Annotated in this window: 16 protein-coding genes and 1 pseudogene; 5 read left to right on the forward strand and 12 right to left on the reverse strand. The window is 72.1% G+C overall.

Going from position 1 to position 19171, the window contains the following annotated elements; all coding sequences use genetic code 11:
* Positions 1-320 (forward strand): DUF742 domain-containing protein (locus tag EST92_RS23695; RefSeq protein WP_135789060.1); only part of this gene is annotated, 320 nt, incomplete at its 5' end.
* Complete coding sequence (locus tag EST92_RS23700; protein WP_073447656.1) at positions 301-879, forward strand: ATP/GTP-binding protein; 579 nt, start codon at positions 301-303, stop codon at positions 877-879. The genes EST92_RS23695 and EST92_RS23700, both read left to right, overlap by 20 nt.
* 235 nt (positions 880-1114) lie before the next feature.
* Here EST92_RS23700 and EST92_RS23705 read toward each other — a convergent pair whose 3' ends face one another.
* The 4 genes from EST92_RS23705 to EST92_RS23720 all read right to left on the reverse strand — a co-directional run bounded on the left by EST92_RS23705 (position 1115) and on the right by EST92_RS23720 (position 6559).
* Positions 1115-1771 (reverse strand): DUF4360 domain-containing protein, encoded by a 657-nt coding sequence (locus EST92_RS23705; RefSeq protein WP_129248496.1) that lies wholly within the window; start codon positions 1769-1771, stop codon positions 1115-1117.
* A 251-nt stretch (positions 1772-2022) separates the two neighbouring features.
* A complete protein-coding gene (locus tag EST92_RS23710; RefSeq protein ID WP_129282842.1) occupies positions 2023-2232 on the reverse strand; it encodes an acyl-CoA carboxylase epsilon subunit in 210 nt (69 codons plus the stop codon).
* A gap of 55 nt (positions 2233-2287) precedes the next feature.
* On the reverse strand, positions 2288-3871 hold the full coding sequence (locus EST92_RS23715) for an acyl-CoA carboxylase subunit beta (protein ID WP_129282843.1): 1584 nt from the start codon (positions 3869-3871) through the stop codon (positions 2288-2290).
* A 222-nt stretch (positions 3872-4093) separates the two neighbouring features.
* Positions 4094-6559 (reverse strand): polysaccharide lyase 8 family protein, encoded by a 2466-nt coding sequence (locus EST92_RS23720; protein ID WP_174244110.1) that lies wholly within the window; start codon positions 6557-6559, stop codon positions 4094-4096.
* Positions 6560-6800: 241 nt separating this feature from the next.
* Here EST92_RS23720 and EST92_RS23725 point away from each other — a divergent pair, with 241 nt between their 5' ends.
* Positions 6801-7439 (forward strand): YceI family protein, encoded by a 639-nt coding sequence (locus tag EST92_RS23725; protein WP_129282844.1) that lies wholly within the window; start codon positions 6801-6803, stop codon positions 7437-7439.
* A gap of 323 nt (positions 7440-7762) precedes the next feature.
* Here the strand turns inward: EST92_RS23725 and cimA are convergent, their stop codons facing one another.
* Positions 7763-9373: a citramalate synthase gene (gene cimA, locus EST92_RS23730; RefSeq protein WP_129282853.1), complete on the reverse strand. Its 1611-nt coding sequence runs from the start codon at positions 9371-9373 to the stop codon at positions 7763-7765.
* Positions 9374-9682: 309 nt separating this feature from the next.
* Complete coding sequence (locus tag EST92_RS23735) at positions 9683-11002, reverse strand: MFS transporter (protein WP_129282845.1); 1320 nt, start codon at positions 11000-11002, stop codon at positions 9683-9685.
* A gap of 243 nt (positions 11003-11245) precedes the next feature.
* On the opposite strand from EST92_RS23735, the gene EST92_RS23740 reads away from it, so the two are divergent.
* Positions 11246-11563, forward strand: a complete 318-nt coding sequence (locus EST92_RS23740; protein ID WP_254068978.1) for a hypothetical protein — start codon at positions 11246-11248, stop codon at positions 11561-11563.
* 58 nt (positions 11564-11621) lie between these two features.
* On the opposite strand, the gene EST92_RS23745 is transcribed toward EST92_RS23740, so the two are convergent.
* The 4 genes from EST92_RS23745 to ureA are packed head-to-tail and all read right to left on the reverse strand — an operon-like array spanning position 11622 to position 15756.
* Positions 11622-12239: a TetR/AcrR family transcriptional regulator gene (locus tag EST92_RS23745; protein WP_129282846.1), complete on the reverse strand. Its 618-nt coding sequence runs from the start codon at positions 12237-12239 to the stop codon at positions 11622-11624.
* Positions 12240-12273: 34 nt separating this feature from the next.
* Positions 12274-13314 carry an agmatine deiminase family protein gene (locus EST92_RS23750; RefSeq protein ID WP_129282847.1) on the reverse strand — a complete coding sequence of 347 codons (1041 nt, stop codon included), beginning with the start codon at positions 13312-13314 and terminating at the stop codon, positions 12274-12276.
* Between the two features lie 46 nt (positions 13315-13360).
* Entirely contained in the window at positions 13361-15055 is a 1695-nt protein-coding gene (locus EST92_RS23755; protein ID WP_129282848.1) for an urease subunit alpha, read from the reverse strand.
* Positions 15052-15756, reverse strand: a complete 705-nt coding sequence (gene ureA / locus EST92_RS23760) for an urease subunit gamma (protein ID WP_129282849.1) — start codon at positions 15754-15756, stop codon at positions 15052-15054. The genes EST92_RS23755 and ureA overlap by 4 nt, the downstream gene beginning before the upstream one ends.
* Positions 15757-16020: 264 nt before the next feature.
* On the opposite strand from ureA, the gene EST92_RS23765 reads away from it, so the two are divergent.
* A complete protein-coding gene (locus EST92_RS23765) occupies positions 16021-17466 on the forward strand; it encodes a cytosine permease (RefSeq protein WP_129282850.1) in 1446 nt (481 codons plus the stop codon).
* A 72-nt stretch (positions 17467-17538) separates the two neighbouring features.
* Here EST92_RS23765 and EST92_RS23770 read toward each other — a convergent pair whose 3' ends face one another.
* Entirely contained in the window at positions 17539-18645 is a 1107-nt protein-coding gene (locus EST92_RS23770; RefSeq protein ID WP_129282851.1) for a branched-chain amino acid aminotransferase, read from the reverse strand.
* 379 nt (positions 18646-19024) lie between these two features.
* Positions 19025-19171, reverse strand: a pseudogene (locus EST92_RS23775) (3-isopropylmalate dehydrogenase); the annotation flags it as partial.

Below are 19171 nucleotides of genomic sequence, written 5' to 3' on the forward strand. Positions count from 1 at the left end.
ACGCCATGACCGGAGGCCGGACCCGGCCGCGCTACCAGCTCGCCATCGAGGCGCTGGTCAGCACGACCGCCGACCCCTCCAAGATGCAGGGCCAGCTGCCGGAGCACCAGCGCATCTGCCACCTCTGCCGCGAGATCAAGTCCGTTGCCGAGATCTCCGCGCTACTCTCCATCCCCCTCGGCGTCGCCCGGATCCTCGTCGCCGACCTGGCGGAGGCCGGACTCGTCGCCATCCATCAGCCCGGCGGGGACGAGACCGCCGGCGGACAGCCAGATGTGACACTGCTCGAAAGGGTGCTCAGTGGACTTCGCAAGCTCTAGCGGTGCAGCCCGCTCCACCACCTCCGCGAAAATCGTGGTGGCGGGCGGCTTCGGCGTGGGCAAGACCACGTTCGTCGGGGCCGTCTCAGAGATCAACCCGCTGCGCACCGAAGCCGTGATGACCTCCGCCTCGGCGGGCATCGACGACCTCACGCACGCGCCGGACAAGACGACCACCACCGTGGCCATGGACTTCGGCCGGATCACCCTGGACCAGGACCTGATCCTGTACCTCTTCGGTACCCCCGGCCAGGACCGCTTCTGGTTCATGTGGGACGACCTGGTCCGCGGCGCCATCGGCGCCGTCGTCCTCGTCGACACCCGCCGCCTCGCCGACTGCTTCCCCGCCGTCGACTACTTCGAGAACAGCGGACTGCCGTTCGTCATCGCCCTCAACGGCTTCGACGGCCACCAGCCGTACACCCCCGACGAGGTACGCGAGGCGCTCCAGATCGGCCCGGACGCGCCGATCATCACCACCGACGCCCGGCACCGCAGCGAGGCCAAGAGCGCCCTCATCACGCTCGTGGAGCACGCGCTGATGGCCCGCCTGCGCTAGGCACCGCCTGCGCCAGGCCGGATCAGGCCGTGCCCGGGCGCTTCGGTGCCCGCAGCGTCGTACGACGAACGACCCCCGCCCCGGTCAGGTGCGGGGGCCTTCGTCGTTGCCGGCGGCCACGGGCGCTCAGCGGGGAGCCTGGCCGCCCTGCCGTCGGCCGGGCGGGTGCCCGGTGCGCGCCCGGCTGCGGGGCCCGCACGCAGCCGCGTACGGGCCCGGGGCCGACGGGCCGGCCTCACTTGCGCGCGGGGCACTGCTTCCATGCGAAGTGGTACACGGTGTTGATGCTGCCGTCGGTGGAGTCCATGGCCATGTAGCTGGTGGACTTGGGGTCCGACGACTTGGCGTCCACCCGCATCTCGGTGTTGATGTTGAAGTAGCGCTCCTCGCCGCAGGGTGCGTAGACGAGCGCGTCGACACCGGTCTCGTCCGACGTCTGCCAGTTGGCGTCGTAGGGGCCGGTGAAGGTGTGGCTCTTACGGGCCGTCTGCTGCTGGCCCTGGAAGTAGTAGCCCGCCTGCTCCAGGCCCCGGGCGCCCTTGGCCAGGGAGGCGTAGCCGCGGTAGTCGGCCCGGGCGATCGCGTACGTGAACCCCTGCGGGACATGCACGTTCAGTGCGATCTGGCAGTTCTTGCGGGAGTCGGTCGGCTTGGTGCCGGCGCCGGCCTGGGCGAGGTATTCGCTGTAGGTGACGGTGAAGGCGGTGTTGTCGGGGGCTATGGCCACGGCGGCGCTGCCGGGTCTGCAGCCCGAGCCGTTGACCGTGGCAACGGTGATCGTGATCTTTCCGGTCGGCGGTTCGTCGCCGAACCCTGCTGCGGCGGTGGGGGATGCCGATCCGGCGAGGAGCAACGATGCCACTGCGGCACCAGCACTGAGCCTGCTGAGCATGGGCTCTTTCCTTCCGGTCGTCCTGTGGCCCGCGGCGCGGATCATCAGGAGTGGAATGACGAGCGCATGCCAGCACGGGACGGGGTGCCTTGAACAGCTCTGCTCCCCAGGGTTGGGGTGAACCTACGCCTTGATTCGGACGCGGGCTGCCGAACCGGAACACCGTCGAACGAATGGTGACGAACGGCCGGTCCGGTGTACGCCGAAGGGCCCCGCACCCAGGTGCGGGGCCCCTCATGCGTGCGTCTCGCTCAGCGCTGCCAGCTGGTCGCGCCGTGGAAGCCGCTCTGGCGCTCCAGGCGGCGCCAGCGGGCGGCGGTGGCGCGCGGACCGGCCGGGGTGGTGGCCGCGGGCCGGTGGGCGGCGCGGGCGAGCAGGACCGCGGTCAGGGCGGCCAGCTCCTCCTCGCTGGCCTGGCCCTTCTCCACGCGGATGGGGTTGGTGCGCTGGGCAGTGTTCACGGTCTTCTCTCCGTCGTCGCGGTGGCGTGGTGCCGGATGCGGTTGCGGGGTGTGGTTACTGGGGCGGGTTGCCGTGCTTACGGGCCGGCAGGTCCGCGTGCTTGGTGCGCAGCATCTCCAGGGAGCGGATGAGCGTGTGGCGCGTCTCGGCGGGGTCGATGACGTCGTCGACCAGGCCGCGCTCGGCCGCGTAATACGGGTGCATCAGCTCGGACTTGTACTCCTTGACCATGCGCACCCGCATGGCGTCGGAGTCGTCCGCCTCGGCGATCTGCTTGCGGAAGATGACGTTGGCGGCGCCCTCGGCGCCCATCACCGCGATCTCGTTGGTGGGCCAGGCGTAGGTCAGGTCGGCGCCGATGGACTGCGAGTCCATGACGATGTAGGCGCCGCCGTAGGCCTTGCGCAGCACGATCGAGATCCGCGGGACGGTGGCGTTGCAGTACGCGTACAGCAGCTTCGCGCCGTGCCGGATGATGCCGCCGTGCTCCTGGTCGACGCCGGGCAGGAAGCCGGGCACGTCGAGGAAGGTGACGATCGGGATGTTGAAGGCGTCGCACATCTGGACGAAGCGGGCGGCCTTCTCGGACGCCTCGATGTCCAGCACACCGGCCAGCGACTGCGGCTGGTTGGCGATGATGCCCACCACCCGGCCGTCGAGCCGGGTCAGCGCGCAGATGATGTTGGTCGCCCAGCGCTCGTGGACCTCCAGGTACTCGCCGTCGTCGACGATCTCCTCGATGACCTTGCGCATGTCGTACGGGCGGTTGCCGTCGGCCGGGACCAGGTCGAGCAGGGCGTCACCGGAACGGTCGGCGGGGTCCTCACAGGGGACCGACGGCGGGTTCTCCCGGTTGTTGGCCGGCAGCAGCGAGAGGAGGTAGCGGACCTCCTCCAGGCAGGTGACCTCGTCGTCGTAGGCGAAGTGGCACACGCCGGAGGTCTCGGCGTGGACGTCGGCGCCGCCGAGGCCGTTCTGCGTGATCTCCTCGCCGGTCACCGCGCGCACCACGTCGGGGCCGGTGATGAACATCTGCGAGGTCTCGCGGACCATGAAGACGAAGTCGGTCAGCGCCGGGGAGTAGGCCGCGCCGCCCGCGCACGGGCCGAGCATGACCGAGATCTGCGGGATGACGCCCGAGGCCTTGGTGTTGCGCTGGAAGATGCCGCCGTAGCCGGCGAGCGCGGAGACACCCTCCTGGATCCGGGCGCCCGCGCCGTCGTTCAGCGACACCAGGGGCGCGCCGGCCTGGATGGCCATGTCCATGATCTTGTGGATCTTGGTGGCGTGGGCCTCGCCCAGCGCGCCGCCGAAGATCCGGAAGTCGTGCGCGTAGACGAACACGGTCCGGCCGTGGACGGTGCCCCAGCCGGTGATCACGCCGTCGGTGTAGGGCTTCTTCGCCTCCAGGCCGAAGCCCGTCGCGCGGTGCCGCCGCAGCGGCTCGACCTCGTTGAACGAACCCTCGTCCAGCAGCAGCTCGATCCGCTCGCGGGCCGTCAGCTTGCCCTTGGCGCGCTGCGCTTCGGTCGCCCGCTCGCTGGGTCCTCGCCTGACCTGCTCGCGGATGGCGTGCAACTCGGCGACGCGCCCGCGGGCGTCGTTGGCGCCGGCGGGCAGATCTTCGACAGTGGTCATGTATCGACGGTACGTGTGCGGGGCGTCCCGCACCGATGTCGGTTTCGTACAACGTCGCATGCGATTTGGTGGGCAGGCAGTACAGAACCGTGCTGTACGTGCCCCGCGTCCTGGCGCCCGTTCGGGTGGCGGGGCCGCGCCGGGTCTGTATGGGGCCGACAAATGTAGGGGTCTCACCAAACTGCGTGCCAAGAGGTGGCACGGCCGTGCGGCCCGTGCCCGTCAGCGCAGCCGGACCGTGCAGGTGTGGGTGGCGCAGGCGGTGCCGGGGGTCAGCCGCAGCCGGAGGGCGGGTCCGGCGGCCAGCACCTCGATCGCCGGGTCGTGGCCGAGCACCGCGCGCACCGGACGTGACCAGGTGATCTCCAGAGTCTCCCCGGAGCGCTCCGGGGCGGCCACACACAGCCGCGCCGTCCGGCCGCCGCCGCCCGGCCACCGCCCCGACAGCCGCGCACGGACCAGCACGCTCGCCGGGCCACTGCTGGTGAGCGGCCCGGCGCTGCCCGCACGCCAGAAGTTCGCGGCCGTGACGCCGAGCGGGTGGACGGCGATCGCCTGCCGGCCGGCGTCATTGGCGAGCACCGTCAGCCAGCTCCGGTCGGCGGCGCGGGTGGCGAGGGTGCGGCGGGTGGCGCCCGGCATGAGGAGGTAGGCGTAGCCGGCGTCGGTGGGGTCGGTGCCGTGATCGTGCCAAAGGGTGACATAGCGGCGGGTGAACGGGCGGGTGGAGGAGCTGGTGTTGATGTCGTGCCAGGAGCCGGTGCGGTCCTCGCGCAGCGTCGTCAGGGGCGCGCCGCCGGGGAAGACATAGCCGCCGTGTCCGGCGAGGTGGGCCCAGTGGGCGCAGCGGACGGAGCGGGTCGCGCCGAGCGTGCCGGGCTGGCGTACCCCGTCGACGGTGAGCGCGGCGGTGCCCGCCCCGTCCAGGCGGCGGTTGTCCACGACGGTCTCGGCCGGCACCCCGTCGCGGGCGGTGATGCCGGCGCCCAGGCAGACGACGCAGTCCGCGAGCGCGAACCAGGACTTCTTGGCGGTGAGGGTGGAGGCCAGTCCGCGCAGGTCCTGTCCGATCGCGGCGAACTCCCCGTCCGTGGTGCCGCCGACCCAGCGTGCGGCGGGCTTGGGCTCGCCCCAGCCGCCGCCTTCGTTGTCGGCCAGCCGCTTGGTGGACACGGTCGTGCCGGGGAGCCGGTAGGGGTCGACGGTGGGCCAGAAGGCGTCCGTGTACTGGTCGCCGCCGAAATCCGCGCCCCACCAGGAGAGCATGCCGGCGCCGGTGTGCCAGCCGCGCGGGTTCTCGCCGTTGCCGTTCTCGTAGTACGTGATGCGGTCGGAGGCCATGGCCAGGCCGGCGGCCCAGCCGGGGCGGCGGTGGACGGCACGGTCCATGGCGGGGAAGAGCCGGTGACCGACGGGTTCGGGCGCGGCCGGCACCGGGCCGTCGGCGATCCGGTGGAGGCGGGCGAGGTCGGCGACCGTGTACTGACGGTCGGTCAGCACGGGCAGGACGCGGTCCCTGGCGGTCCAGCCCTTGATCATGGCATGCCAGCGGGCCCGCTCCGTGACGCTCGCGCCCTCGGCGAGCAGCGCGACGGCGGCGATCAGCGCATGCCCGTGGTAGTGGTCGCTGCGCATGATCTGCCGCTCGTCGCTGCGGAGGTAACCGCGGCTGACGGCCCGCCCGTTGACGCAGTCCATCATCAGTCCGTTGTGGAGCAGCGGGGCGTAGGCATGCTCGACGCTGTCGAGGACGAGCTGCCGCGCCGGGTCGGTGAGCTGCCAGGACGAGTCGCCGAGCAGGGTGAACAGCCGCGCCATGCCGTCCAGCAGGACCGCGCCGTAGGTGCCGGAGTAGGCGACCCAGGTGTGCTGGACGAAGGAGCCGTCGGCGTAGAGGCCGTCGCCCCGGGTGACGTAGGGGAAGACCGGGGAGAGGGCGTCGCGGGCCAGCGCGATCTTGGCGGGGGCGCGGCCGAGGACCCCGCGCAGGGCGACGACCCGGCACAGGTCGACGCGGTTGGCGCCGGTGCTGGTGCCGGTGTAGTCACCGAGCAGGGCGTCGGGGACGAAGTGGTCGACGGCGGCGAGGCAGCGCTCGCGCAGGGCCTCGGGCAGGCCGTCGGGCAGGTGCTCGTCGATGATCGCGAGAGTGTCGAGGAGGAGCCGGGGGCTGCCGATCTGCCACTCCCACCAGTTGCCGTAGCGGGTGGTGCCGGTGCGGTAGACGGTGGCTTCGAGATGACTCAGGCCGCTGAGGACGTCCTCGGCGAGGCCGCGGTCGCCGGTGTGGCCGGTGCCGGGCTGGGCGTAGGCCCGGGCCATGGTGGCGAGCCGGCCGTAGCTCTGGGTGATGCCGGACGGCGGGTCGTAGCAGCAGTCCGGCCAGAGCGAGTCCGCGGCCGGGCGCATGCCCGCCCGGAAGGTGCCGGCGAGCGCGCCGGTCTCCTTCAGGGCGGCGGCGTACGGCGGGGCGGCGGGGTCGAAGCCGGTGCCGAGGGTGAGCGCGCACCAGCGGCCCCGGAGGGCGGCGAACTCGTCACCGGCCACCGCGGCGGGCGCGGGCCCCCCGGGGCCGGCGGACGCGGGGCGGGCGGCGCGGCCGAGCACGCTCGCAGCGGCTGCGGCGAGGAATCCTCGGCGTGACCAGACGGACGGCGACCAGACGGACGTGACGGAGGCAGGCGGCACGGTCGGTCCTCTCCATGGCGTCAACCGGTGTGTGGCGCTGCGCACTTGGGAGTTTCCGATGGTCTAGCACGGGCCGTCGCACAGCGGCAATGACCGCGCCGCAACGCCGCGGGCCACCCGCCCGGCGGAGCCCGGAGCCGACAAGAGGTTGAATATTGAACCAGATGGAGTTACGGTGCATCTCGTTGAAGCTTAAACAATCTCGGCCCCGGGCCGGGACCCCCGTCTTTGAGGAGGAGCCATGGCTCTGTTCCACCGCAAGCGCACCGCCGACACCGCCGACACCGGCACCACAGCCCCCGCCGCCACCGCTGCCGTCCTCGACGCGGACCCCGCGCTCGCCGCGCTGACCGGCGACTACACCATCGACCCGGCGCACAGCAGCATCGGCTTCACCGTCCGGCACGCCATGGTCACCAACGTCCGGGGCACGTTCGGCGCGTACGAGGGCGCCCTGCGGCTCGACGGCACCGACCCGTCCCGCTCCACCGCCTCCCTCGACGTCGAGATCGCCAGCGTCGACACCGGGATCGCGGACCGCGACGGCCATCTGCGCAGCGCCGACTTCTTCGACGCCGAGTCCTTCCCGCTGATGACCTTCCGCAGCACCGCCGCCGCGCGGGTGGCCGGCGACCGCTACCGCATCACCGGCGACCTCACCCTGCGCGACGTCACCAAGCCGCTCACCATCGACCTGGAGTTCCACGGCGCGGCCACCGATGTCTACGGAGCCGAGCGGGTCGGCTTCGAGGGCAGCGCCGAGATCCTGCGCTCCGACTGGGGCCTGACCTGGAACGCCGCGCTGGAGACCGGCGGGGTGATGGTCAGTGACAAGGTCAAGCTCTTCTTCGACATCTCCGCCGTCGCTGCGCGGGGCTGATCCCCCACGTTGTCGGCTGTCCCGCCGTGGGGGTTTCGCGTGGTTCGCCTGCGGCGGACTGTTGCCGCTGCGCGGGGCTGTTCGGCTGCCGGGGGCGGGAAAAACCGTGGGGGTGGACGTCAGCCTTCGTGTGCCGGTGGCCGACGGATCGGGCCCGCCCCCACCGGCCTGGTTCCCCCCCACCCACGGAGGGGACAGACCGTAGGACGGAGTCCGTAGGGCTGTCACCGCACCCGACAAACAACCGCCCGCCGCCAGGCCCAACGGCGAGAAACCCCCACGGCGGGACAGCCGACAACGTGGGAAGCAGCCCAAGCGCAGCGCTACTGCGGCGGAACCCCGGCCCGCAAGAGGCCGTACGCGTAGGCGTCCTCCAGCGCCTGCCAGGAGGCGGCGATGACGTTCTCGGCGACGCCGACCGTGGACCACTCGCCCTTGCCGTCGCTGGTGGAGACCAGGACGCGGGTGATCGAGCCGGTGCCCAGGTCGCCCTCCAGGATGCGGACCTTGTAGTCCACCAGCTCCAAGCGGGCCAGCTGTGGGTAGATCCGCTCCAGGCCCACCCGCAGCGCCCGGTCCAGGGCGTTGACCGGGCCGTTGCCCTCGGCGGTGGCGACGATCCGCTCGTCCTTGGCCCACAGCTTCACGGTCGCCTCGTTGGCGTGCGAGCCGTCCGGACGGTCCTCGACGATCGCCCGCCAGGACTCGACGCTGAAGTAGCGCACCGGCGTGCCCCGGACCTCTTCGCGCAGCAGCAGCTCGAAGGACGCGTCGGCGGCCTCGTACGTGTAGCCCGCCAGCTCACGCTCCTTGACCCGCTCCACGAGGCGGCCGACCAGCTCGCGGTCGCCGCTCAGGTCGAAGCCCAGCTCCTTGCCCTTGAGCTCGATGGAGGCCCGGCCGGCCATGTCGGAGACCAGCATCCGCATGGTGTTGCCGACCAGCGCCGGATCGATGTGCTGGTAGAGGTCCGGGTCGACCTTGATGGCGGAGGCGTGCAGCCCGGCCTTGTGGGCGAAGGCGGAGACGCCGACGTAGGGCTGGTGGGTGGACGGGGTGAGGTTGACGACCTCGGCGATGGCGTGCGAGATCCGGGTGGTCTCGGCGAGCTTGCCCTCGGGCAGTACCTGGCGCCCGTACTTGAGCTCCAGGGCGGCGACGACCGGGAAGAGGTTGGAGTTGCCGACCCGCTCGCCGTAGCCGTTGGCGGTGCACTGGACGTGGGTGGCGCCCGCGTCCACCGCGGCCAGGGTGTTGGCGACCGCACAGCCGGTGTCGTCCTGGGCGTGGATGCCCAGCCGCGCGCCGGTGTCCGCGAGGACGGTCCGGACGACCGCGGTGACCTGCGCCGGGAGCATCCCGCCGTTGGTGTCGCAGAGCACCACGACATCGGCGCCGGCCTCACTCGCGGTGCGCACGACCTGCTTGGCGTAGACCGCGTCCAGCGCATAGCCGTCGAAGAAGTGCTCACAGTCGAGGAAGACCCGGCGGCCCTGGGCACGCAGGTGGGCGACGGTGTCCCGGACCATCGCGAGGTTCTCCTCCGGCGTCGTGCGCAGGGCCAGCTCCACGTGCCCGACATGGGACTTGGCGACCAGCGTGATCACCGGGGCACCGGAGTCCAGGAGCGCGGCGACCTGCGGATCGTCCTCGACGCGCACCCCGGCCTTGCGGGTGGCGCCGAACGCGACCAGCTGGGCGTGCCGGAAGTCGATCTCCTCGCGGGCGCGCTGGAAGAACTCGGTGTCCCGGGGGTTGGCGCCGGGCCAGCCGCCCTCGATGAAGCCCACGCCGAAGTCGTCGAGGTGCCGGGCGATGGTCAGCTTGTCGGCGACGGTGAGGTTGATGCCCTCGCGCTGCGCACCGTCGCGGAGCGTGGTGTCGAAGACGTGGAAGTCGTCGGACACCGCGCCGGCGGGGCCGGGGGCGGGCATCGAAGAGGCTTGAGGTGCGTCCGTCATGCTGGTCTGGCTCCTGTCGGGATCTCGGTCTACCGGAATAACCGGCTCCACCGCCCCTCCATGCTCCCTCGCGCTCCGCCTCCGGTGACGGGTGGGCCGGAAACGAAAAGACCCCTCGCGGGTGCGAGAGGTCTGCGCGCGGGTCTGGGACGACGGTGGCCACGCCGTACGCGGTTCGTACGGGGCGGTCACTGCGGACCGGCGCGCCTGCTGCCAATAATCGTGGCGAACGAGAGCACGGGGGCAGTCTGGCACACGACCACCCCCGGTGCCCGGCCCGTCTCAGGATGCGAGCACGCGAGGGTCGCTGCCCTCGCCCGTGTCCTGCTTGCCGACCTGGTGCAGATCGATGGTGCGGGTCTCGCGCATCGTGACGTAGACGATCAGCGAGACGGCCGCGCAGCCGGCGACGTACCAGTAGTAGCCGGACTCGATGCCGCCGTTCTTGAACCACAGGGCGACGTACTCCGCGGTGCCGCCGAACAGCGCGTTGGCGATGGCGTACGGCAGGGCCACGCCCAGTGCGCGGATGCCGGTCGGGAACAGCTCGGCCTTCACACAGGCGTTGATCGAGGTGTAGCCGGTGACCACGACCAGCGCGAGCATCGAGAGCCCCAGGGCCGGCCAGAAGCTACCGGCGTGCTTGAGCAGCGTCATGATCGGCACGGTCAGGAAGGTCGAGCCGACCGCGAAGGTGATCAGCAGCGGCCGGCGGCCGATCCGGTCGGAGAGCTTTCCGGCCAGCGGCTGGAGGCACATGAAGAGGAACAGCGCGCAGAAGCTGACCAGCGAGGCGGTCGGCTTGTCCATGCCGGCGCTGCCGGAGAGGTACTTGGTGAGGTAGGTCGTGTACGTGTAGTAGGCGACCGTGCCGCCCATGGTGAGCGCGATGACCAGGAACGCCTCGCGCTTGTGGGCCAGCAGCGCCTTGAGGGTGCCGCGTGCGGGGTCGGTGTGGGCGCCCTCGTCCTCGGCGTACACCTCGGTCTCCAGCATGTTGCGCCGCAGATAGAAGACGATGGCGGCGCCCAGCGCACCGATGATGAACGGGATCCGCCAGGCCCAGCTGTGCAGCGCGTCCTCGGACAGGGTCCGCTGGAGCACGATCTGCAGGCCGAGGCCGAGCAGTTGGCCCGCGGTCATCGACACGTACTGGAAGCTGGAGGCGAAGCCGCGCCGCCCGGGGGCGGACGCCTCGGTGAGATAGGTGGCGCTGGCCGCGTACTCGCCGCCGACCGAGAGCCCCTGCAGCATCCGGGCGAGGAGCAGTACGGCCACCCCGCCGTAACCGGCGGTGCCGTACGTGGGCGCGACGGCGATCAGGATCGCCGAGGCGGACATCAGCGTGACGGTCAGCGTGAGCGCGGCCTTGCGGCCCTTGCGGTCGCCGACCCGGCCGAGCACCCAGCCGCCCACCGGTCGCATGAAGAAGCCGACGGCGAAGATCCCCATGGTGTTCATGAGGTTCGCGGTGTCGTTCCCCTTGGGGAAGAACGCATCGGCGAAGTAGACCGCGAAACTGGCGTAGACGAACCAGTCGAACCACTCGACCATGTTGCCGGCCGAGCCGACCCAGATCTTCTTCCATTGCTCTCGTCCCATAGCCGGTTACGGTCGCGGACCCGTGGGCCGTCGGCAAGGGCCACGGGGGCAACGATCCCGCGTACTTACGTGCGTTGTGGTCACGGGGGCGGCAGCCGGCCGGGCCCCCGTACCGCGGCGCCGCGCCGCGGCGGTACGGCATAGGGTCGCCGTCGAGGCTGCCCGACGCGTGCCACCGCCGCGGTCGCCGCGTGCGGCCCGGGTCGGGCGGGAGAGTCGTGCGAGAGAAGAGAAAGAAGCGAGATGTCCGAACCGCAACCGCAAGCAGGGCAACGGCCGATTCCCACCAGCGCCGAGGAGGCGCTGGAGATCGGGCGGGGTCACTTCCCCCACATCTGGCCGGACGGGGAAGTGCCGACGCTGCACGTCCACGAATTCGACATCGGCTATCTCGTGTACCCGGTGTTCCCGCCCAGGACGGACCCCACCGCGTATCCGCGTGATCCGGGCGGCTCGCACATCGTGATCTCCAAGACGGACGGTGCGGTCAGCGCGCTGCCGAACTACCCGCCGGAGCAGGCCGTCGAGATGTACCGCCGCCACTTCCTTCCGGGGGCGTAGGGCCCCGACCGGCCGGGCGTGGGGTGCCGCGGGCTCCCGCGGCACCCGGCCCCGGCGGTCAGTCCCGCGGGACGGACAGCGACTCGTCGAAGAAGTCCCTGAGGTGGTCGAGGACCTGCTCCCGGTCCGTGCCCGGCAGACCGACGACGAGGTGGGTGCCGAAGCCGTCGAGGAGGGCGCGGGTGCGGGTGGCGAAGCGTTCGGCGTCGACGGGCCGGAACTCGCCCTTCGAGACGCCCTCGACGAGCAGCGCCACCAGATCGCGGTGCCAGGCGAGCTCCAGGTCGAGCTGGCGCTCCCGGGTCTCGTCGTCGGCGTTCTGGGAGCGGTTCCACACCTCCAGCCACAGGGTCCAGCGCGGGTCGCGGTGGCCTTCGGGGAGGTAGAGGCCGACCAGGGCGTCGAGGCGTTCGCGGGCCGGGACCCGCCGGGCGAGGGCGGCCCGGCGCTCGGTGCCGAGCTGCTCCTCGCTCCACTGGAGGGTCTGTACCAGCAGCTCGTCCTTGGTGCCGAAGTAGTAGAGGATGTGGCCGCTGCTCATCCCGACCTCGCGGCCCAGTCCGGCCATGGTCAGCCGGTCCAGACCCTCCGCGGCGATGGTCGCCATCGCCGCGGCCAGGACCTGCTCGCGGGGCTGCTGGAGCCGGCGCCGGGGACGGCGCGCGGGAGAGGGCACGGGGACCTCCGGGGTCGGCTGGGCGGGCCTGGGCTCAGGCCTTCGGCTGCTGCTGGGTGATGCAGTGGATACCGCCACCCGCTGCGAAGATCGTACGGGCGTCCACGAGGGTCACCGTGCGGTCGGGGAAGAGCCGGCGGAAGAGCGCGGCCGCCTCCTCGTCGCGCGGGTCGTCGAAGCCGCACAGCACCACACCGTCGTTGCAGAGGTAGTGGTTGAGGTAGGAGTAGTCGACCGGCTCGCCGTCCACCTCGATGACGGTCGGCGCGGGCACCTCCACGACCTCCAGCCGGCGCCCCCGGGCGTCGGTGGCGGCCCGCAGCAGCTTGACGGTCTCGGCGCAGATCGCGTGGTCGGGGTGGTCGGGGTCGGGCTGGGTGTGGACGAGGACGGTGCCGGGGCGGGCGAAGGCGGCCACGAGGTCGACATGGCCGCGGGTGCCGAACTGCCCGTAGTCGGCGGCCAGTCCGCGCGGCAGCCAGATCGCCTTGGTGGTGCCCAGGTGGGCGTGGATCTCGGCCTCGACCTCCTGCTGCGTCCGGCCCGGGTTGCGGCCCGGGTCGAGCTGGACGGTCTCGGTGAGCAGGACGGTGCCCGCGCCGTCGATGTGGAGGCCGCCGCCCTCGTTGACCAGCGCGGAGGCGTAGCGGCGGGCGCCGGCCAGCGCGGCGACCTCCGCGCCGATCTTCTCGTCGTGGTCCCAGCGGGCCCAGTCCTGGCCGCCCCAGCCGTTGAACACCCAGTCGGTGGCGGCGAGTCGGCCCTGTCCGTCGGTGAGGAAGGTGGGGCCGATGTCGCGCATCCAGGCGTCGTCGAGCGGGCGTTCGACGAGGTCGATGCCGGCACCGAGGAGCGCCCGGGCGCCCTCGGACCCGCCGGGGCCGACGACGACGGTGACCGGCTCGAAGCGGCGCACCGCGCGGGCGACGGCGGCCCAGGCCCGGCGGGCCGCGGCCAGGCCCTGGCCGCCCTCCTCGCCGAAGGTGGCGTTGGGGCCGGGCCAGGCCATCCAGGTGCGCTCGTGGCGGGCCCACTCGGGGGGCATCCGGAAGCCGTCGGCGACAGGGGTGTTCATGCGAGGTCCTCCTCGGGGTCTGTAACGGTGTGACAGGCGGGCTGGTTCACAGGAAGTAGAGGCGGGAGAGCGAGACGGTGTCGGCCGGTGGTGAGCGCATCGGATCGCCGTCGAGGGTGACCAGTCCGCTGCGCCCGTCGACCTGCACCTGGCCGACCCGGGAGTTGTGGACGAGGTCGCCGGGACCGATCCCGCGGGTGCCGCGGACGGCGACCCGGCGGCGGCGGGTGGGCATCCGGTCCCCGCCCTGTTCGGCCGCGGCGCGCGCGACGAAGGCGACGGAGATCTCGGCGGGGGTCGCGCCGTACGCCCCGAACTGCGGCCCGAGCACCAGGGGTTCACAGGTGTCGGTGGCGGCGTTGGGGTCGCCGGTGACGCCGTAGGCGGGGAAGCCGGACTTCAGCACCAGCTGCGGCTTGGCGCCGAAGAACTGCGGCTTCCACAGCACGATGTCGGCCATCTTGCCGGCCTCGATGGACCCGATCTCGTGCGAAAGCCCGTGGGCGAGGGCGGGGTTGATGGTGAGCTTGGCGACGTAGCGCAGCACGCGGGCGTTGTCGTCATGCGCCCCGTCCCCCTCCAGGGGCCCGAGCTCGGCCTTCATCTTGCCGGCCATCGCGAAGGTACGGCGTACGGTCTCGCCCGCGCGGCCCATGCCCTGCGCGTCGGAGGAGGTGATGCCGATCGCCCCGAGGTCGTGCAGCACGTCCTCGGCGCCCATCGTGCCGGCCCGGATCCGGTCGCGGGCCATCGCGGCGTCGCCCGGCAGGTCGGTCTTCAGGTCGTGGACCGAGACGATCATGCCGTAGTGCTCGGCGACCGCGTCCCGCCCGAAGGGGAGGGTGGGGTTGGTCGAGGAGCCGATGACGTTCGGGACGCCGGCCATCTTCAGGACGTTGGGGACGTGGCCGCCGCCGCAGCCCTCGATGTGGAAGGCGTGGATGGTGCGGCCGTCCAAGACGCCCAGGGTGTCCTCGACGGTGAGGCATTCGTTCAGGCCGTCGCTGTGCAGCGCGACCTGGACGTCGTGGTCCTCGGCGACCCGCAGCGCGGTGTCCAGGGCACGGGCGTGCGCCCCCATGTCCTCGTGCACCTTGAAGCCGCAGGCGCCGCCCTCGGCAAGCGCCTCGACCAGCGGGGCCTCGCCCGAGGACGAGCCACGGCCGAGGAAGCCGATGTTGACCGGCCAGGCGTCGAAGGCGCCGAAGGCATGGCCCAGCGCCCAGGGCGAGTTGACGCCGACGCCCCACACCGGACCGAATTCCTGGCCGATGATCGTGGTCACGCCGGAGGCCAGCGAGGCTTCCATGACGCGCGGCGAGAGCAGATGGACATGGGTGTCGACGGCGCCCGCGGTGGCGATCATCCCCTCGCCGGAGACGATCGAGGTGCCGGTGCCGACGACGACGTCGACGCCGTCGAGGGTGTCGGGGTTGCCGGCCCGCCCTATCGCGTGGATCCGGCCCTCGCGAATGCCGATGGACACCTTGCGGATGCCCTGCACCGCGTCGATGACCAGCACGTTGCTGATCACCACATCGCAGGTCTCGCGGACCGCGGCGGCCTTGAGGTGCAGCCCGTCGCGGGCGGTCTTGCCGAAGCCGGCCAGGAACTCGTCGCCGGGCTTCTGGGCGTCGGACTCGACCCGGACGACCAAGCCGGTGTCGCCGAGGACGACCCGGTCACCGGCCCGCGGGCCGTGCACCGACGCGTACTCGTGGGGATCGATGCCGCCCGTCATGCCTGCTCCTCCGCTCCCAGGTAGCCGCAGGCGGCGGCCCGCCGCAGCGCTTCGGTCCGCGCGCCCGGTGCGTCCAGCGGGCCGTCGACGAGACCGGCGAAGCCGATCGCGATCCGGTCGCCGCCGATCGGGACCAGACCGACCTCCGAGCCGCCGCCGGGGTCGAACCGCACCGACGAGCCGGCCGGGACGCACAGCCGCATGCCGTACGCGGCCGCGCGGTCGAAGTCCAGCCGGGGGTTGGCCTCGAAGAAGTGGAAGTGCGAGGTGACGCTGATCGGCACCGTCGCGGTGTTGCGCACCGACAGCACGACCGCGGGCACGGGCGCCGGGCCGGCCGGGCCGGGCAGCACCGCGCCGGGTGCGGGCCGCTCCGCGCCGCGGCCGGACGCGGGGCCGGCCCCGATCGGGTCGCTGACCACCGCGAGCCGGGAGCCGTCGTCGAAGACGGCCTCCACATGCACCTCGGTGACGACCTCGGCCACGCCCGGCAGGACATCGTCCGGGCCGAGCACGGCGCGGCCGGCCTCGATGGCGCCCGCGAGGCGGCGCCCGTCCCGCGCCGCCTCGCAGACCGTGTCCGCGATCAACGCGGTCGCCTCGGGCACATTCAGCTTCAGTCCGCGGGCCCGGCGGGCCCGTGCCAGTTCGGCCTCGGCGAACAGCAGCAGCCGGTCGCGTTCCGTCGGGGTCAACCGCATCCCGTCACACCTCCCGCTCGATTAGAACGACACTCTAACCACGAAAATCGGCATTGCGAAAGCATTGACCGAGGGGAAAGGGATGAGCGACATTGAGCGCTGTTCAAGAGATGCGACCGCGATAGAGCACTGCTCTAAATGATCTCGATGCGCGGAGCGCCCGGTGCGCTCGGCGTCCGCGGCGCGGAGCACCGCGCCCTCGCACGGCGTCGACAGCGCGCCGCACCGCCCACACACTGTTGTCCGGCCTCTCAGGGGAGCCTCATGCCGATCGAACAACGCGGAGTCGACACCGTCCCGGACGAGGAACGCACCAGCGGCCCTCGCGATCTCGTCTCGATCCTGCTCGGGTCGAACCTCGCCCTCGGCGTGGTGATCTTCGGCTGGCTCCCGGTCTCCTTCGGGCTCGGCTTCTGGCCCTCGGTGACCTCCCTGGTGGCCGGCACCCTCGTCGGCACCCTGCTGACCGCCCCGCTCGCCCTGGTCTCGCTGCGCAGCGCCACCAACCTGTCCACCAGCAGCGGCGCCCACTTCGGGGTGCGCGGCCGGCTCATCGGCTCGGTCATCGGCCTGCTGCTGTCGCTCGGCTACACCGCGCTGACCCTGTGGGTCGGCGGCGACGCGGTCGTCGGCACGCTGCACCGGCTCACCGGGCTGCCCTCCGGCGGCGCGGCCTATGCAGTCGTCTACGCGCTGCTGGCCGGTGCCACCGCCCTCGGCGCGGTCTACGGCTACCGGGTGCTGCTGCGGCTGAGCAAGGTGCTCGCCCTGGGCCTGACCGTGCTGCTGGCCGTCGGTGTCGTCGCGTACGCCGGCAGCTTCACCACCGCCCCGCCGCACGGCAGCGCGTATCTGCTCGGCGGCTTCTGGCAGACCTGGCTGCTGGCCGCCGTCTCCGCGGGCCTGAGCGGCCCGATCGCGTTCATCACCCTGCTCGGCGACTACAGCCGCTACATCTCCCCGCGCCGGCACAGCGGCCGGAAGGTCTTCGGCGCCACCTGTCTGGGCCTGGTGGTCGGACTGCTGGTGCCGCAGCTGTTCGGTACGTTCACCGCGCTGGCCGTCGGTGCGGGCGCCGACTACGCGGGGCCGCTGGTGGCCGGCGCCCCCTTCTGGTACCTGGCGCTGCTGCTGCTCAACGCCTCGGCCGGCTCGGTCGGCAACGCCGGGCTGATGCTCTACAGCATGGGCCTGGACCTGGACGCGATCCTGCCGCGCGCCACCCGCACCCAGGCCACCTATGTCGTCGCCGCGGTGTCGACCGCGCTGGTCTACGCCGGTCACTTCCTGTGGGCCGCGCAGGACGCGATGACGTCCTTCGTACTGCTGATGACGGCCGTCGGCACACCCTGGGCGGTGATCACCGTGATCGGCTTCGTCCGCTGCCGCGGCGCCTACGACCCGGAGTCGCTCCAGGTCTACAACCGCCGCGCCCGGGGCGGCGTGTACTGGTACCGGGCGGGCTGGCACGTCCGGGCCGCCGTTGCCTGGGCGCTCGGCTCGGTGGTCGGCGTGCTGGGCGTGGACACGCCCTTCTACCAGGGGCCGCTGCTGCCCCTGACCGGCGGCATCGACCTCAGCTTCCTGCTCGCGGCGGCCGTGGGCGGGCTCGCCTACCTGGCTCTCACCGCCCGGGACCCCCGCCCGGTCGCCGCCGTACGCGCCCGGCCGGCCGCCGCCGCGCCCCAGGCGCCCGCGGAGGCCGGCTGACGTGGCGCGGCACGGCCGAGACCGCCCCGGCGGCGGCCTCGGCAGGACGGGCGGCGGCGGCCACCGCCCGGATCAGCCCAGGGGGTGCATCCAGCCGTGCTTGTCCTCGGCGACGCCGCGCTGGATGTCCAGCAGCGCCTCGCGCAGCTTCAGCGTGACCTTGCCGGGCTCGCCGTCGGACTGGGTCCACTCACCGCCCGCGCTCTTGACCGTGCCGACCGGGGTGATCACCGCGGCCGTACCGCAGGCGAAGACCTCGGTGAGGGTGCCGTTCTCGGTGTCGGCCTGCCACTGGCCGATGGAGATCCGGTCCTCCTGTGAGGCGAAGCCCAGGTCGCGGGCGACGGACAGCAGGGAGTCACGGGTGACGCCCGCGAGGAGCGAGCCGGTCAGCGTGGGCGTGACGATCTTGACGCCGCTCGCGGAGTCGTCCTTGTACACGAAGTACAGGTTCATGCCGCCGAGTTCCTCGACCCACTTGTGCTCCACGGCGTCGAGGTAGGCGACCTGGTCACAGCCCTGCGCGGCGGCCTCGGCCTGCGCCAGCAGCGAGGCGGCGTAGTTGCCGCCGGTCTTGGCGTCGCCCATGCCGCCGGGCACGGCCCGCACCCGGTTCTCGGACAGCCAGATGGAGACCGGCTGGACGCCACCGGGGAAGTAGGCCCCGGCCGGCGAGGCGATGACGACGAAGAGGTACTCGTTGGCGGGCTTCACGCCCAGGCCGACCTCGGTCGCGATCATGAACGGGCGCAGGTAGAGCGACTCCTCGCCGCCGTGCGCGGGCACCCAGTCCTTGTCCTGCCGGACCAGCGCGTCGCACGCCTCGATGAAGGTCTCGACGGGCAGCTCCGGCATGGCCAGGCGGCGCGCGGAGGCCTGGAAGCGCCGGGCGTTGGCGTCCGGGCGGAAGGTGGCGACGGTGCCGTCGGGCCGGCGGTAGGCCTTGAGGCCCTCGAAGATCTCCTGCGCGTAGTGCAGGACATTGGTCGCCGGGTCGAGGGAGAGCGGTCCGTAGGGCACGAGCTGTCCGTCGTGCCAGCCTCTGCCCTCGGTCCACTTGATCGTCACCATGTGGTCGGTGAAGTGGCGGCCGAAGCCGGGGGCGGCCAGGATCTGCTCCCGCTCCGCGTCGGACAGCGGATGCGAGGAGGGCTTGAGCTCGATCGTGGGCGTCGTCATGAATGCATGTCCTTCACTGCGTGTTCCGATACCTGGTGCCCCGCCCAGCGTGCGCTGGAGGAGCGTCACCGGCCCAGCCCTCCGGCCGGGGCGAGGGGGTCGACCCCCGCCATGCGGCACCGGTGCGGTGTGTCCGGCCGCGCTCACGGCAGTTCCTGAACGTACCGGTCGTTACTGGGACGTCCGAGTTCTCGCGGGCGGCGATGCCACGTCCGATTATCGCTCGTGGATCCTGGCCGCCGGAACCGTGTGCGCGTTCCGGGTCCGATGGTCCCACCCCGCCGGGCCGCGGCGCCGCGCGGGGCAATACGCGCAGCGCCGGACCTGGACGTGGTGTCCCGGCCCGGCGCTGCGGTGGTACGTGTCGCTGCCGCGGGCCTCAGCCCGCTACTCGTGCGGCGAGGGCGTCGCCGATCTCGTCGGTACTGCGCGGGGCCTCGCCGCGGGCTTCCAGGTCGGCCGCGACGGCCTCCTCGATGCGGGCGGCCTGCGGCGCGTAGCCGAGGTGGCGCAGGAGCAGGGCCAC

The organism is Streptomyces sp. TM32 (genome assembly GCF_004122755.1).
Classification (GTDB): Bacteria; Actinomycetota; Actinomycetes; order Streptomycetales; family Streptomycetaceae; genus Streptomyces; species Streptomyces sioyaensis.

Coding starts and splice junctions, on each gene's coding strand:
- EST92_RS23705 (WP_129248496.1), bottom strand. CDS start 1,771: ATGCTCAGCAGGCTCAGTGCTGGTGCCGCAGTGGCATCGTTGCTCCTC.
- EST92_RS23715 (WP_129282843.1), bottom strand. CDS start 3,871: ATGACCACTGTCGAAGATCTGCCCGCCGGCGCCAACGACGCCCGCGGG.
- EST92_RS23725 (WP_129282844.1), top strand. CDS start 6,801: ATGGCTCTGTTCCACCGCAAGCGCACCGCCGACACCGCCGACACCGGC.
- cimA (WP_129282853.1), bottom strand. CDS start 9,373: ATGCCCGCCCCCGGCCCCGCCGGCGCGGTGTCCGACGACTTCCACGTC.
- EST92_RS23735 (WP_129282845.1), bottom strand. CDS start 11,002: ATGGGACGAGAGCAATGGAAGAAGATCTGGGTCGGCTCGGCCGGCAAC.
- EST92_RS23740 (WP_254068978.1), top strand. CDS start 11,246: ATGTCCGAACCGCAACCGCAAGCAGGGCAACGGCCGATTCCCACCAGC.
- EST92_RS23750 (WP_129282847.1), bottom strand. CDS start 13,314: ATGAACACCCCTGTCGCCGACGGCTTCCGGATGCCCCCCGAGTGGGCC.
- EST92_RS23755 (WP_129282848.1), bottom strand. CDS start 15,055: ATGACGGGCGGCATCGATCCCCACGAGTACGCGTCGGTGCACGGCCCG.
- ureA (WP_129282849.1), bottom strand. CDS start 15,756: ATGCGGTTGACCCCGACGGAACGCGACCGGCTGCTGCTGTTCGCCGAG.
- EST92_RS23765 (WP_129282850.1), top strand. CDS start 16,021: ATGCCGATCGAACAACGCGGAGTCGACACCGTCCCGGACGAGGAACGC.
- EST92_RS23770 (WP_129282851.1), bottom strand. CDS start 18,645: ATGACGACGCCCACGATCGAGCTCAAGCCCTCCTCGCATCCGCTGTCC.